We start from the raw sequence: 14,045 nt of genomic DNA on the forward strand, positions 1-14,045 counted from the left end.
TCCCGGAACCGTTCCCGTTCCCGGAACTTTCCCCGGAACTTCTGACTTAGTTCGGTAAATTGTGCACCTATCCAACTTTGGTGCATTTCATAGGTTTTATATTAAGATTGCATTATTCCCATATCCTCGATGAAAAAGGTTTCCATTACAATTAAAGAGATTGCGCGGCAGCTGAATATTTCCAAATCCACCGTGTCACGGGCATTGAGGGACAGCAGCGAGATCAGCGAAGAAACCAAGAAAAAAGTGATCAACCTGGCAGAGCAGCTCAACTATTATCCCAACCCGATCGCGATCAGTTTGCTAAAAAACCGCACGCAGACAATCGGTGTGATTGTGCCGGATATTGCCAACCGTTTCTATTCATCGGCAATCGGAGGTGTTGAGGATATTGCTTACAGCAGGGGCTACCATACGATGATCTACCAGAGTCACGAACAGCTCGAAAGAGAGCGTTCGGCCTCCCGGCACATTGCGTCCCGGCGCGTCGACGGTTTGGTAGTCGCTATTTCAAGCCAGTCTGAGGATATCGACCATTTCGTTTCCTTGCAGGAACAGGGAATTCCGGTTGTATTTTTCGATAGGGTAAGCGATGCAATGCAAACACATCGGGTGCGGGTGGATGATTACAAAGGAGCATTTGAGGCCACAGAACATTTGATTAGCGAAGGCTGTCGCCGGATTGCTCACATAGCAGGTCCGAAACCACTCTCTATTACTCGCTTCCGGCTCGAAGGCTACAAAGATGCTTTGCGGAAACATGATATCGCATTTCAGGACGAGTGGGTTTTGCATAGTGAGGTAACGCAGGCAGGCGGCACTGAAAGAACTTACCAGCTTATGGCATTGCGTGAGCGGCCAGATGCGATATTTGGCGCAAGCGACCGGATTACAATGGGTGTACACTGTGCATTGCGACAGCTGGGCTACCGGATGCCCGACGATGTGGCGGTGGTGGGCTTTTGCGACCTCGCTATGTCGTCGCTGCTTGACCCACCGGTGAGCTCCATTACCCAGCCTTCCTTCGAAATGGGCCAGCAAGCCACTTCGTTGCTATTGGATCTGATAGAAAGCAAAAATACCCCGGCCGAATATGAGACCAGGGTATTGCCTTCCAATTTGGTGATCAACAAGTCTTCTATGAAGTAATATTAACCTGTGAGCGTCACCCGGTAAAGGTTACCCCGTAATCGTTTTAAGCTTTCTGTCAAACTCTGCCAGAATGCGTTCTTTCATCTGAACCTTACGCTTCTGAATGTTGATGCGGCCAGCTGCCTGCTTATCCAATTCAGGGTCACCGGTGGCTGTTCTGTCAAATTCAAGGATTGCAAATTCCAGATCGCTTTTTTCGCGTTTTGCCAGCCATTCCAGCTCCCGGTACTTGGTGCGAAGCTGCTCTTCCTGACTTTTCAGTTCAAATGCAGGGTACTTTCTGCTGATGACACGCGCCAGATAACTTAGCTCGAATATTTTATCACAGACCATTCTGAAACGCTCGGCAAGCTCTTTGTCAGCCATCTTGAATGGTATTTTAATCTCCTTCCACTTGCTGAGCAGCACTTTCGCTTCCTGCGAAGCTTCCACGATATCCTGCGAGCGCAACAGCGTTTCGGCCTGTGCCAGTAATTTCTGTTGTTCCAAAATCCGCGGGTCTACGCGCACTTTTGGTTCAATGCCTTTTGCGAGATTGTATTTGTCATAAAACAATTTCAGGAAATGCCTGTAAGCCTTGTTGACTTTGAAAAAACGCTTTGGCGGTACTTCCCCTACATTGTTCCACGCATTGCGTACATCGCGCGCTTTGGCATAGGCATCGTCCAGATCGCGTGAATAGCTGAGTGTTTTCGTAATCTTAATCAGCTTTTCGTACTCTTCAATGCGTTGCTGGTTAATCTTGTTCTGCTCGTCGAAATAGTCGCGGCGGCGCTGGAAGAAATCGTCGAGTATCTGCTGAAAAGTGCTTTCCACTTCCTCCTGATACTCTTTTTCAACCGGCCCTGTGCGGATCCATTTGGCTTTTATTTCCTGTATCTGATCTGTTGCAGCAGCATAGTCTCCAATAGCGGCAGCGACTTTAACATCTTCGATCAGTGCGCGTTTTATTTCAAGATTTTTGAGCTGGTTAACTTCAATCAAGCCTTTCAGATACTCCTCTTTCTCTTCCAGTCGCTGCAACAAAGGAACAAAGTCCCCCAGTGCGTCAAAACCTTTAAGCTTACGTTGCAGCTGGATCAGTTTGGTCAAATAAGAGCCTTTGTTGAGGGCTTCATCTATTTCCTTTTCCAATTGCTCGACTTTGTTCAGGACGATATTAAATCGATTTTTAAAATAATCTATCGCCTCCTGCTCTGTCCTTTTAACTTCTCCAATTTGCCGGTCGGGGAAATCCAAATACCCCTTTAAAAATACCTTGCTGTCTTTAACATAGCCGTATTCATCATTCAATGTGGCATTTTCCATTCTTCCAATTTTTTTATCTGCTAAGTGTAGGGATATATAACGATATTTGTTACGCACAAATTAAACAAAAAATGAGTAACGAAACCATTATTTTCTCAATGTCTGGGGTCAACAAAATCATTCCTCCCAACAGGCATATTATTAAAAATATCTATTTATCCTTTTTTTATGGTGCAAAAATCGGGGTTCTTGGATTAAATGGTTCAGGGAAATCAACGCTGCTGCGGGTTATTGCCGGAATCGATAAAGACATCCAGGGAGACGTCGTTTTTTCGCCCGGTTATTCCGTCGGAATGCTTGAACAGGAACCCAAGCTCGATCCCACAAAGACCGTCAGAGAAGTAGTTGAAGAAGGTGTTCAGGAGATTGTTGATCTCTTAAAAGAGTTTGACCAGATCAATGAAGCCTTCGGTGCGGAAGATGCGGATTTTGACAAATTACTTGAAAGACAAGGTGAGGTTCAGGAAAAGCTGGACGCTGCCGACGCGTGGAATCTAGACAACCGCCTCGAAATTGCAATGGATGCATTGCGCTGCCCGCCTTCGGATGTGCTGGTATCGACACTTTCGGGTGGTGAAAAACGCAGGGTCGCATTGTGCCGGTTACTGCTCCGCCAGCCTGATGTTCTGTTGCTGGATGAACCGACCAACCACCTCGACGCTGAGTCGGTACTCTGGCTGGAAGAGCATTTGAGACAATATAAAGGCACTGTAATCGCAGTGACCCACGACCGGTACTTCCTGGATAATGTAGCCGGCTGGATCCTGGAACTGGACCGCGGCGAAGGTATTCCATGGAAAGGCAACTATTCGTCCTGGCTGGAGCAAAAGCAGGAGCGATTGAAAAAAGAAGAGAAAACAGAATCAAAACGCCAGAAAACGCTGCAACGTGAGCTGGAATGGGTTCGAATGGGGGCAAAAGGCCGTCAGGCGAAGTCAAAAGCACGTTTAGGCGCATACGAAAGATTACTTGGAGAGGAAGGACGGGAGAAAGAAGAGAAATTGGAGATCTTCATACCTGCCGGTCCAAGGTTGGGTAACAAAGTAATTGAGGCACACAATGTTTCAATGGGCTTTGGTGACAGATTACTTTACGAAAATCTCAATTTTGCATTGCCTCCAAATGGTATAGTCGGCATTATCGGACCAAACGGTGCCGGTAAAACAACACTTTTCAAACTGATCACCGGCCAGCTAAAACCACTTACAGGTCACTTTGATGTGGGCGAGACGGTTGAGCTGGCTTATGTTGACCAGGAACACGACAACCTTGATCCTGCCAAAACGGTATACCAAAGCATTGCCGACGGAAATGACTGGATTATGATCGGCGGCAAGCAGTCAAATGCCCGCGCTTATGTGAGCCGCTTCAACTTCGGCGGCGGCGACCAGGAAAAGAAAGTAGGGAACCTGTCCGGCGGTGAAAGAAACCGCGTACACCTCGCTATGACGCTCAAAGAAGGCGGTAACCTGCTGCTGCTCGATGAGCCGACCAACGATTTGGACGTAAATACATTACGCGCATTGGAAGAAGGTCTGGAAAACTTCGCAGGTTGCGCAGTAATCATTTCCCACGACCGGTGGTTCCTCGACCGCGTTGCTACGCACATACTTGCATTCGAAGGCGACTCGCAGGTGTACTGGTTTGAAGGAAATTTCTCGGAATATGAGGAAAACAGACGGAAAAGACTCGGTGGCGATGCCACTCCAAAGCGGATTAAGTATAAAAAATTGGCTTAGCGTTTAAATTACTTGTCACGTTGAGCGCAGTCGAAACGCGACTGCGCTCAACGTGACAAAAACATAGGCAGTGACAAAAACATACAAGGTGGCTGAACGTTACTGAGCGCTTGATTGGCTCAAAGATCAATTCTTGCTAACTTTCGGACAAATCAGTTTTTCCAATCAATGAGTCCAAATTCGTCTTTGCCTAAAATACATTTCATCTCAATAGGTGGCAGCGTCATGCATAATCTTGCCATCGAGCTCCATCTGAAAGGATATATCGTTACAGGGTCAGACGATGAGATATATGAACCTTCGGCCAGTCGGCTTGCACAATACGATCTTTTGCCTGCTGTTACCGGCTGGTTTCCCGAAAAAATCACTACTGATCTTCAATCTGTTATTCTCGGGATGCACGCGCGCCAGGATAACCCGGAACTTGCCCGTGCGCGGGAGCTGGGGATTAAAGTGTACTCCTATCCTGAATATATTTTTGAGCAAAGCCAGAGCAAACAGCGCGTGGTAATTGCCGGAAGTCACGGCAAAACCACCACAACTTCAATGGTGCTCCACGTTTTGAAGTACAATAACCGGATATTCAACTACCTGGTAGGTGCGCAGATCGAAGGTTTTGATAATATGGTGAAGCTATCAGAAAATGCGCCGGTGATCATTGTTGAAGGCGATGAATACTTCACTTCTCCCCTCGATCCTACCCCGAAATTCATGCATTATCAGCCGCATATCGCATTGATCAGCGGCATTGCGTGGGATCATTTTAATGTATTCCCAACCTGGGAATCCTATGTGAAGCAGTTCGAGCTTTTAGCAGACTCTCTGCCGAAGGCAGGTGCTATCATTTTTGATGAAACGGATGACATGCTCAATGTGATCGGCCAGAAAGAGCGGCCGGATGTTGCTAATATCCCCTATAATGTACATCCTAACAAGATAGAAAACGGCAGGACGATTTTACTGACTGCTGAGCAAGGTGAAGTACCCGTTTTGGTTTTTGGTAACCATAACATGAAAAACATTAGCGGCGCGAAGGCTGTGTGCGAGCGGCTAGGCATTACCGATGAAGAATTTTACAATGCCATTCAAACATTCAAAGGCGCATCTAAACGACTTGAACTGTTGGGCAGCTCGGATTCCGTCAGCGTTTACCGCGACTTTGCGCACGCGCCTTCCAAAGTAGAAGCGACCACTGCCGCATTGAAAGAGCAATTCCCTGACCGACAACTGGTAGCCTGTGCCGAACTGCACACTTTCAGCAGCTTGAACAAAGCTTTTTTGACACAATACAGAAGAAAACTGAAAGCAGCTGATGTAGCGGTAATCTATTACAATCCTCAAACCGTAGAACACAAGCGGCTTGAAGCGCTTTCGGAAGAAGATATCCGGACTGCATTCAAGAGGGATGATTTGAAAATTTTCACTGACTCGGCGCAAATGGAAGCATTCCTGAAATCGCTCACCTGGGAGAATGCAAATCTGCTGCTGATGAGCTCAGGTACCTTCGGCGACCTCGATTTGAAGACATTGAGCCAGTCAATTCTTGAACAATAATCCACAAAACTGATACTCATGCAATCCATTGTAGTTTATTGCGGTTCGAACCCCGGTAAAAAACCTGTTTATGCAGAAGCTGCCTACGAACTTGGGCAAGAACTGGCTAAAAGGAACATCAAGCTTATTTACGGAGGCGGAAATATGGGATTAATGGGCCGGGTTGCCGACGGCGCAATAGACCATGACGGTTTTGTCACGGGAATTATACCCAACTTTCTTGCCAAACTTGAAAACGCGCATAAAACACTTTCGGAGCTGCATTTCGTAGATACAATGCACGAGCGGAAGGCCAAGATGGTCTCACTTTCCGACGGTGTGATCGCCATGCCGGGCGGCTATGGTACTTTTGACGAACTATTTGAGATACTAACCTGGGCACAGCTCCGGATTTTTCATGGGCCTGTCGGTCTGCTGAATGTAAATGGCTACTACGATTTGCTGCTGCTTCAGTTGGAAAGAATGGTAGAAGAAGGCTTTTTACATCCGCTGAATCATCAGTTGCTGGTAGTGGCTAACGATCCTGCTGAACTATTAGAAAAAATGGAGATATTCCGACGCGAAAACCCGGAAAATAAGCCTCTTGATAGCTCGTTATATGTAGATAACAACTAGTTCGCCTTCCCTGCATGATGCGTATTTCAATTTTAAGTCTTTCTGTATGCCTGATATCTTTCAGTTCTTTCGCGCAACTGGAAAATCTAGGAAAAACTGTTAACACAGAATACAATGAGATAAGCCCCATTATCTCTCCGGATGGAAAAACCATTTATTTTTCCCGGGTAAGTCACCCCCAAAATACGCACGGTGCAAAAGGCAGCCAGGATATCTGGTATTCTGAACTGAAAAACGATAAATGGACCCAAGCGAGGCGGCTTCCTTCTCCATTGAACAAGGAAGATTATAACTCGTTATACAGCATTACGCCCGACGGAAATACCCTTTTGGTGAAAGGTGCTTACAAAAACGGCGTTTACGAGACCCGCGGTTTTTCAACAAGCAAGAAAACGGCCCGTGGCTGGTCTGCACCAAACAAGATTGAAATTCCGGGTTATGCCAAGATCAGTAAGGGACAGTTTGATTGCGGGTACCTGTCAACAGACGGAAAAACGCTGGTTATGTCTTTTAGTGAAAAAAAGAACAGCAAAGTCGATAATATGTACGTCAGTTTTAAACAGAAAAACGGTACATGGACTAAGCCAATGGATCTGGGCCCGGAAATTAATACCGACGAATTCACAGAAACTACACCATTCCTCGCCCCGGATGGGGTTACGCTCTATTTTTCGAGCGATCGCAAAGGCGGGCAGGGAAGCAATGATATTTATTACAGCAAACGCATTGACAAATCCTGGAAAAGATGGAGCCGGCCAGTTAACCTTGGTCCTGCCATTAACACCGATGGTTACGATGCTTACTACACCATTTCAGCGCTCGGTGATTATGCGTATATGGTCTCGTTCAAGAACACGGAGGGTAAAGGCGACGTTGTGAGATTTGACCTCCGCCCGAAAACAGCTCCCGGCGACACAACTTCCGAAGCTCCCATTGCGAATATTCCATCGGCTGATCCGGTCGTGATGATCAGCGGAAAAGTGATTGATTCTAAAACGGGCAAGCCTGTTGAGGCAACAATTGTATACGAAAATCTGGCGGACGGAGAAGAAGTAGGCACTGCTACTACCAACCCGACAACCGGCGAATACAAGATCGTCCTCCCCTATGGACACAAATACAGCATGCGCGCTGTGGCTCCTAATTTTATAGCAGAAGGTGAAAACGTGGATCTGACAGATTCTACAACCAATGGATCAGGCAAGAACTTTCGTGAGATTGCAAACAAGTCTTTGAAGCTGATCCCGATTGAGGAGGGGCAGATCGTCAGGCTGAACAATATTTTCTTTGCTACCGGTAAGTCCAAATTGAACAAAGAATCCTATCCTGAGCTCGACAGGATTTCTCTTTCTATGACTGAAAACAAGACACTTACCATTGAACTCGGCGGCCACACGGATGATACGGGAAGCGCAGCATTCAACCTGCAATTGTCGCAGGAGCGCGCCGACACGGTACGTGAATACCTGATCGGTAAGGGCATTGAACCTGACCGGATTGCAAGCAAAGGGTACGGCGAAACTGTTCCTGTTGCTAAAAATGACACACCGGAAGGTCAGCAGCTCAACCGCCGGGTAGAGTTCAAGATTTTGACAAAATAAGAAAACGCAGGCATTAAAATTTAAGGTGTCAACGCCTAAAACTGCATCATCATGTCTGCAAACCGCTCCCCCGCGATAGGTTTCATTTTCGTCACGCTCCTTATAGATGTGATTGGGCTCGGGATTATCATCCCTGTAATGCCCAAGCTGATCAGCGAGCTTACAGGTGATACGATCAGCCAGGCTTCACAAGATGGAGGCTGGCTCTTGTTTGCCTACGCAGCAATGCAGTTTATCTGTGCACCTGTAATTGGCGGGATTAGCGACCAGTTCGGCAGGCGGCCTGTTCTGCTCGCCTCTCTTTTTGGTTTCGGAATAGATTACATTTTCCTTGCTTTCGCCCCTTCGCTGGGCTGGCTTTATGTAGGGCGCGTCATTGCGGGAATCATGGGCGCGAGCTTTACCACTGGCGCTGCCTATATAGCAGATATCAGTACGCCTGAAAAACGAGCCCAGAATTTTGGTTTACTGGGTGCAGCATTCGGGTTGGGTTTTATCATTGGGCCAGTTCTGGGAGGCTTGCTTGGACAGTTTGGTACGCGCGTTCCGTTTATGGCAGCCGCCGGATTTTCACTTCTTAACTGGCTCTACGGGTACTTTATTTTACCTGAATCATTAAAGCCTGAAAACAGACGGAAGTTCGAATGGAGCCGTGCAAATCCAATTGGCTCATTAAAAAACCTGAAACGCTACCCTGTTATCTACGGACTAATTTTCTCACTTGGACTGATTTATATCGCCATGCATGCTGTCCACAGCAACTGGTCTTTCTATGTGATTGAGAAATTCAAATGGAGTGAAGCAGAGATCGGCTATTCGCTTGGTGTTGTGGGGGTGCTGAGTGCATTTGTGCAGGGATATCTTATCCGGCTGATTATTCCAAAAGTTGGCCAGAAACGTGGTGTATACCTGGGTTTGCTGCTTTATGCAATCGGGTTTCTGCTCTATGCTTTTGCCACTGAGGGCTGGATGATGTACGTGTTCACAGTCCCTTACATTCTGGGAGGAATTGCCGGCCCATCTTTGCAGGGGATTATCTCAACGCAGGTCGCAGCGAATGAGCAGGGCGAGATACAAGGTGCATTAACAAGCCTGCAAAGCCTTACCTCTATCATCGGTCCGCCATTGATGACGAATCTTTTCTCCGCTTTTACGAAATCGTCTGCACCGATTTACTTACCTGGTGCTCCGATGATTATGGCTGCCATACTCACTTTACTTGCCACGTTCTTAGCGCGGAACAGTCTCAAGAAGAATTTCTGATTAATAAAGAAGGATCAAAACAACAAAGACAACGAGCCAGAGCGCGCCGGTAAAATGCCAGTATGTTGTAAATAGCTTAATGCGGAGCCGGTTTGGCGGGTTCACGCTGTAGACAAACGAATCTACATAAGAGCGGTTCTTGACTGCCTTTCTGAACAGGTACACGAGATACCCTACTCCACCTAACATGTGCATGAGGTGCAAACCTGTAAGGAGATATATGAATCCTTTTGAATTACTCAGATTACTGAATATCTGAGTGTTTACCATTTCAAACCAGCCACCTACCTGCAATGCGATGAACATAAAGCCCAGGAACATCGTCGCGCACAGGAAGACACGATAATGCAGGAATCTTTCGTTTGCAAATGCCAGATTTGCTTCGTGCAGCGTGATACTGCTGAAAAGAATAACCAATGTACTTAGCCAGAACATATCCGGCAACGAGTCAAGCTGTCCGGCTTCCTGGCGGAGATTGACAAAGAAGATGACAAAAATCGATAAAAAAAGCAGCGAGCTTCCGGCTACGCACAGCCAAAGCATGAACCCGAGTGGTTCGCGGCGCTTTGTGAAGGGACTTTCCTTCAATTTGGTGGTAGGTCTTGAGCTCATCTTCTGTCGATTTTCAGTCTTACATTTTATTAAAGTATAACGCTGGCGAAATGGTGTTGCACATAGCTCGAAGGGAATTATTTAACCAAGTATTCCCTGCCAAATTTTGAACTGACTAAAATCATTAGCCAGATCTGCTTCCTGTTCAAAAATCCCGAATATAGTAGACCCTGAACCACTCATTGATGCGTACAATGCTCCCTGTTTATACAATTCCTCTTTGATCTCACTTAAAAGAGCATATTTCGGGAAAAGCGTTGCTTCAAAATCATTTTTCACGTGATCTTTCCACGTTCCTATCGGCTTGCTGAGTAACGATCTAAGATCTGCATCGCTCCTCTGGGGTTTTATCCCCGAATACGCTTCTACTGTCGAAATATGAATTCCCGGATTGACCAGCACGATCCACTTTCCTTTGAGTTTGATGTCAATAGGTTCGAACTCGTCTCCCTTACCAAAACAATAGGCTGGCTGATTGAGAATGAAAAAAGCACAGTCACTACCTAATCTACGTGCGTAAGAAAGTTGTTTTTCAAAAGAAATATTCAGATCAAAAAATTCATTTAATGCTTTGATTGTGAAAGCCGCATCTGCTGAGCCGCCACCCAAACCTGCTCCGATCGGAATACCTTTCAGCAAATGAATTTTAACAGGCGGCAGATCATAATCCGCCGCAAGTTGCTGATAAGCCTTTACGCAAATATTATCTGCTTCGTTGCCTGGTATCGAGATGCCATCGAATTCTGCCGAAAAGGATTCTGAACGCGTAATTTCTAATGCATCCTTCCAGCCGACAGGGTAAAAGCAGGACTCAATGTTGTGAAAACCATCAGGACGTTTTTCAACAATATTCAGGCCGATATTAATTTTTGCATTTGGAAAAACAAGCATTTCAATCCGTTTAGTGCTCCCAGCGCCATTCCTGTCCAATCACCAGCTCTTCTTTCAATCCCTGGGAAATAAGAAAATCGCGGGTTTTCTGATCTGACAATTTTTTAACTGTTATGTTATTGGCATTCGAAAGTGCGAATAAGTACATAGCACCAATGCGAACTGTGGTTTCAAGCTGTTCTTTGTTCACAAGACTAAAATCATCACAATCGGCGTGGTAGCATTGCAGTACATTGGGGTCCAAATGTCCTGACAAACCTGCAATGGGTACTCCTTCCAGCATAAACGGCTGATGATCGCTGTGCAAACCTGCACGGTTGATAATCTCGTTTTTAAAGTTGGGATCTACCGAATGGATTGCATTACCCACATTCGCAAAGAATTCGCTCATTTCGTCCCGGCCAAATGCATTCACCCCTTTGGGATCATTGGTCATATCCAGGTTCATCATGTAGCTTACTTTATTGATCTCCCCCGATTTTTTCAACTCGCTTACAAAGTGCTTTGAACCAAGCAGTCCCTGCTCTTCGCCCATAAACAGTACGAACTGAATTGTTCGTTCCGGTTTTACTTTCAAAGCTTTAAAGGTTCTGGCAATATCCATTACCGCGAACGAACCGATTCCATTATCGATCGCTCCAGTGGCCAGATCCCAGGAATCCAAATGCCCGCCAATGATAACTCGCTCGTCGGATTTCCCTTTCAGCGTTGCAATTACATTCCGCGCTTTGATCTGTTTGGAGGTATTGTGCATTTCGATGTGCGCTTCCAGAGGCCCTTCTTCTTTCATCCATTTGCGGACTTCAAAGCCGCTCTCGCTGGAAATGCAGACTGCCGGAATGGAGATAATCGCACCTGTGACGGAAGCTGTTCCTGTAAGTAATATCTTACCAGGTGCTCCATTGACCATGATCACGCCAGTAGCTCCGTACTTGATAGCCAGTGCCGTTTTCTCTGACCGGTGAAGGTTCTTTTTGCCTGTAACACCCACGAGATTGATATTTGCGAGTGCTACTTTGCCTTTTACTTTATCCTTTACTGCTTCAAAATCCTCTTCCAGTCCATTACCTACGTCGACGATCTCGCCCTGCAAATTAGATTCTACCGGAGAGTGTGCCAGCGAAACTACTGGTACATCCCTGAAATTGTCGGAGCTTCCAGGTGCGATAGACAGGGTAACTGTATCTCTCATCCATGCTTCTACCTCGAAAGGCTGGTATTTTACGTCAGTAAAGCCGTAGCTTTTCAGCAACTTAAATGCATATTCCTCGGCCTTTTCCCCATTTGCGCTGCCTGTAAGGCGGTGACCGATTGTTTTGGTGGCACTTTCAAGTGTGACGTAAGCCTTGCTGTTTTTTCTGACTTCATTTTCAATCTTTGCAAAAGACTTATCCCACTTCCTTTCACCCGGACTTGATCCGAGCAACGACACAATACAACTGCTCACCAAAAAGATCCGTACAATTTTTTTCATAGTTCCTGATAAAGGATGTATTCAACTGATTAGAATACAAATATCCCACTGATATTTGAGCTTATGCAAGATTAACACAGATCAAACTACAATTTGCTCAGTCTGGTTTCATATGCGAGTTCAATATAGAGAATTTTTTCTACAAGGGATTTTTTACAGCGTATTGAAAAAGTGACATTTATCCTGCGGACTAAACTTTAATTGTAAACATTACACTTAACTACATTGCTTTGTGATTTTAAGTGAACATTTTTGTACTTTTCAGCAGTTATAGCATAGTTTATCAGCATTAGCAATCAATTAATACTCCTACATAATGTATTTTCTTGGATTCGATCTGGGCAGTTCTTCTGTTAAAGCAAGTTTGGTACATGCCGATACCGGCGCAGTGGCAGCCGCCGCTTTTTTTCCGGAGCGTGAAATGACAATTGACGCGCCTAGGCCTGGTTTTGCAGAACAACAGCCTGAAAATTGGTGGAAAAATGCATGTCTTGCTTCTAAGGCAGTTGTCGGCAAGGCTGGAATCAAGCCGGAGGAAGTTGCTGCGATCGGGATTTCTTATCAGATGCATGGCCTTGTGGTAGTTGATAAAAATTTAAACGTACTCCGCCCGTCGATAATCTGGTGTGACAGCCGGGCTGTTGAAGTGGGTAATACCGCAATGCAGGAACTCGGCGAGGAATATGTCCTTCCTCACTTGCTAAATTCTCCGGGCAATTTTACCGCCGCAAAACTCGGCTGGGTGAAGCAGAATGAACCTGATGTTTACGCAAAAGTCTACAAGTTCATGCTTCCCGGGGACTATCTCGCCATGCGAATGACCGGTGAAGTTGTTACTACCCCGTCGGGACTTTCAGAAGGCATCTTCTGGGATTTCGTGAACAAACGTCCCGCCGATTTCCTGTTTAGCCACTTCGGATTCGACTCCGGTCTTATCCCCACTGTCCTACCCACATTCTCTGATCAGGGCCACATTACTGCTAAAGCAGCAGAAGCGCTGGGACTCAAAGCAGGCACACCTGTAACATACCGAGCAGGCGACCAGCCCAACAATGGATTCTCGCTCAATGTGCTGGAACCCGGGGAAGTAGCTGCTACTGCGGGTACCTCCGGCGTTGTTTATGGTGTGAGTGAACAAATCAAATTCGATCCGAAATCGAGGGTAAATACTTTCCTGCATGTAAACCCCATTTCGGAAGTGGACCGCTATGGTGTTCTTCTTTGCGTAAATGGTACCGGCAGCCTGAATGGCTGGCTCAGAAACTCACTTTTCCAGGGTAATATCAGCTACCCGCAGATGAACCAGCTTGCGTCAGAAGCACCTATAGGAGCAGATGGACTGTACTGTCTTCCATTCGGAAACGGCGCAGAACGTATGCTTGAAAACCAGGATCCGGGAAGTACATTCAAGGGTCTGCAATTCAGCCGCCACGGCTTGCCGCATTATACGCGTGCTTCTCAGGAAGGAATTGTTTTCGCCCTTTACTATGGAATGGAAATCATGGAAACGGTCGGCGTTTCTCTCAAAAATATTCGCGCCGGGGAAGCCAATATGTTCCTGAGCCCTGTTTTCCGGGAGACTTTCGCAAACGTTTCAGGGGCTACGGTAGAGCTATACAACACAGACGGCGCGCAGGGAGCAGCCCGTGCCGCTGGCTTTGGGCTCGGTTATTACAAAAATCGCGCGGATGCTTTCAACGGACTCAGTGCATTGCAGACCATTGAACCGAATGCTGAACATAGCGCAGCGACCAAAGATGCTTATGCTAAATGGAAGCAGGCACTCGAAGAAAGCCTTTGATTCTTTCGCTGGTCTCACTTATTCTCTGTGAGACC

At 46.4% G+C, this 14,045-nt stretch carries 11 protein-coding genes; 7 read left to right on the top strand and 4 right to left on the bottom strand.

All coding sequences use genetic code 11. The features are described from left to right. Positions 1-129: 129 nt before the first annotated feature. The gene (locus Q369_RS0116485) at positions 130-1,149 is read left to right on the top strand and encodes a LacI family DNA-binding transcriptional regulator (protein WP_031528892.1); all 1,020 of its coding nucleotides are present in this window, start codon (positions 130-132) and stop codon (positions 1,147-1,149) included. A 30-nt stretch (positions 1,150-1,179) separates the two neighbouring features. Here Q369_RS0116485 and Q369_RS0116490 read toward each other — a convergent pair whose 3' ends face one another. Then, on the bottom strand, positions 1,180-2,460 hold the full coding sequence (locus tag Q369_RS0116490) for a DUF349 domain-containing protein (protein ID WP_031528893.1): 1,281 nt from the start codon (positions 2,458-2,460) through the stop codon (positions 1,180-1,182). A gap of 71 nt (positions 2,461-2,531) precedes the next feature. Here Q369_RS0116490 and ettA point away from each other — a divergent pair, with 71 nt between their 5' ends. From ettA to Q369_RS0116515, 5 genes are all read left to right on the top strand, one after another. Then, entirely contained in the window at positions 2,532-4,199 is a 1,668-nt protein-coding gene (gene ettA, locus Q369_RS0116495; protein WP_031528894.1) for an energy-dependent translational throttle protein EttA, read from the top strand. 168 nt (positions 4,200-4,367) lie between these two features. Next, positions 4,368-5,753, top strand: a complete 1,386-nt coding sequence (locus tag Q369_RS0116500) for a UDP-N-acetylmuramate--L-alanine ligase (RefSeq protein WP_031528895.1) — start codon at positions 4,368-4,370, stop codon at positions 5,751-5,753. Between the two features lie 18 nt (positions 5,754-5,771). Further along, positions 5,772-6,368: an LOG family protein gene (locus Q369_RS0116505; RefSeq protein WP_031528896.1), complete on the top strand. Its 597-nt coding sequence runs from the start codon at positions 5,772-5,774 to the stop codon at positions 6,366-6,368. A 17-nt stretch (positions 6,369-6,385) separates the two neighbouring features. Next, complete coding sequence (locus Q369_RS0116510; RefSeq protein ID WP_031528897.1) at positions 6,386-7,969, top strand: OmpA family protein; 1,584 nt, start codon at positions 6,386-6,388, stop codon at positions 7,967-7,969. Positions 7,970-8,020: 51 nt separating this feature from the next. Next, a complete protein-coding gene (locus Q369_RS0116515) occupies positions 8,021-9,232 on the top strand; it encodes a TCR/Tet family MFS transporter (protein ID WP_031528898.1) in 1,212 nt (403 codons plus the stop codon). Here Q369_RS0116515 and Q369_RS0116520 read toward each other — a convergent pair whose 3' ends face one another. The 3 genes from Q369_RS0116520 to Q369_RS0116530 all read right to left on the bottom strand — a co-directional run bounded on the left by Q369_RS0116520 (position 9,233) and on the right by Q369_RS0116530 (position 12,209). Further along, complete coding sequence (locus Q369_RS0116520; RefSeq protein WP_031528899.1) at positions 9,233-9,844, bottom strand: cytochrome c oxidase subunit 3; 612 nt, start codon at positions 9,842-9,844, stop codon at positions 9,233-9,235. It lies immediately after the preceding gene. A gap of 81 nt (positions 9,845-9,925) precedes the next feature. Then, positions 9,926-10,735 carry a 4-(cytidine 5'-diphospho)-2-C-methyl-D-erythritol kinase gene (gene ispE, locus Q369_RS0116525; RefSeq protein ID WP_031528900.1) on the bottom strand — a complete coding sequence of 270 codons (810 nt, stop codon included), beginning with the start codon at positions 10,733-10,735 and terminating at the stop codon, positions 9,926-9,928. A 10-nt stretch (positions 10,736-10,745) separates the two neighbouring features. After that, entirely contained in the window at positions 10,746-12,209 is a 1,464-nt protein-coding gene (locus Q369_RS0116530; RefSeq protein WP_031528901.1) for a M28 family peptidase, read from the bottom strand. Positions 12,210-12,525: 316 nt separating this feature from the next. On the opposite strand from Q369_RS0116530, the gene Q369_RS0116535 reads away from it, so the two are divergent. Then, positions 12,526-14,010, top strand: coding sequence for a xylulokinase (locus Q369_RS0116535; protein WP_031528902.1), 1,485 nt, complete (start codon positions 12,526-12,528; stop codon positions 14,008-14,010). Positions 14,011-14,045: the final 35 nt, after the last annotated feature.

Source organism: Dyadobacter crusticola DSM 16708 (assembly GCF_000701505.1).
Lineage (GTDB): Bacteria > Bacteroidota > Bacteroidia > Cytophagales > Spirosomataceae > Dyadobacter > Dyadobacter crusticola.

Excerpts from the sequence above, each read along its gene's own strand:
- Q369_RS0116500 (WP_031528895.1), top strand. The coding sequence starts at position 4,368 with ATGAGTCCAAATTCGTCTTTGCCTAAAATACATTTCATCTCAATAGGT.
- ettA (WP_031528894.1), top strand. The coding sequence starts at position 2,532 with ATGAGTAACGAAACCATTATTTTCTCAATGTCTGGGGTCAACAAAATC.
- Q369_RS0116530 (WP_031528901.1), bottom strand. The coding sequence starts at position 12,209 with ATGAAAAAAATTGTACGGATCTTTTTGGTGAGCAGTTGTATTGTGTCG.
- Q369_RS0116510 (WP_031528897.1), top strand. The coding sequence starts at position 6,386 with ATGCGTATTTCAATTTTAAGTCTTTCTGTATGCCTGATATCTTTCAGT.
- Q369_RS0116535 (WP_031528902.1), top strand. The coding sequence starts at position 12,526 with ATGTATTTTCTTGGATTCGATCTGGGCAGTTCTTCTGTTAAAGCAAGT.
- Q369_RS0116515 (WP_031528898.1), top strand. The coding sequence starts at position 8,021 with ATGTCTGCAAACCGCTCCCCCGCGATAGGTTTCATTTTCGTCACGCTC.
- Q369_RS0116505 (WP_031528896.1), top strand. The coding sequence starts at position 5,772 with ATGCAATCCATTGTAGTTTATTGCGGTTCGAACCCCGGTAAAAAACCT.
- Q369_RS0116520 (WP_031528899.1), bottom strand. The coding sequence starts at position 9,844 with ATGAGCTCAAGACCTACCACCAAATTGAAGGAAAGTCCCTTCACAAAG.
- Q369_RS0116490 (WP_031528893.1), bottom strand. The coding sequence starts at position 2,460 with ATGGAAAATGCCACATTGAATGATGAATACGGCTATGTTAAAGACAGC.
- Q369_RS0116485 (WP_031528892.1), top strand. The coding sequence starts at position 130 with ATGAAAAAGGTTTCCATTACAATTAAAGAGATTGCGCGGCAGCTGAAT.
- ispE (WP_031528900.1), bottom strand. The coding sequence starts at position 10,735 with ATGCTTGTTTTTCCAAATGCAAAAATTAATATCGGCCTGAATATTGTT.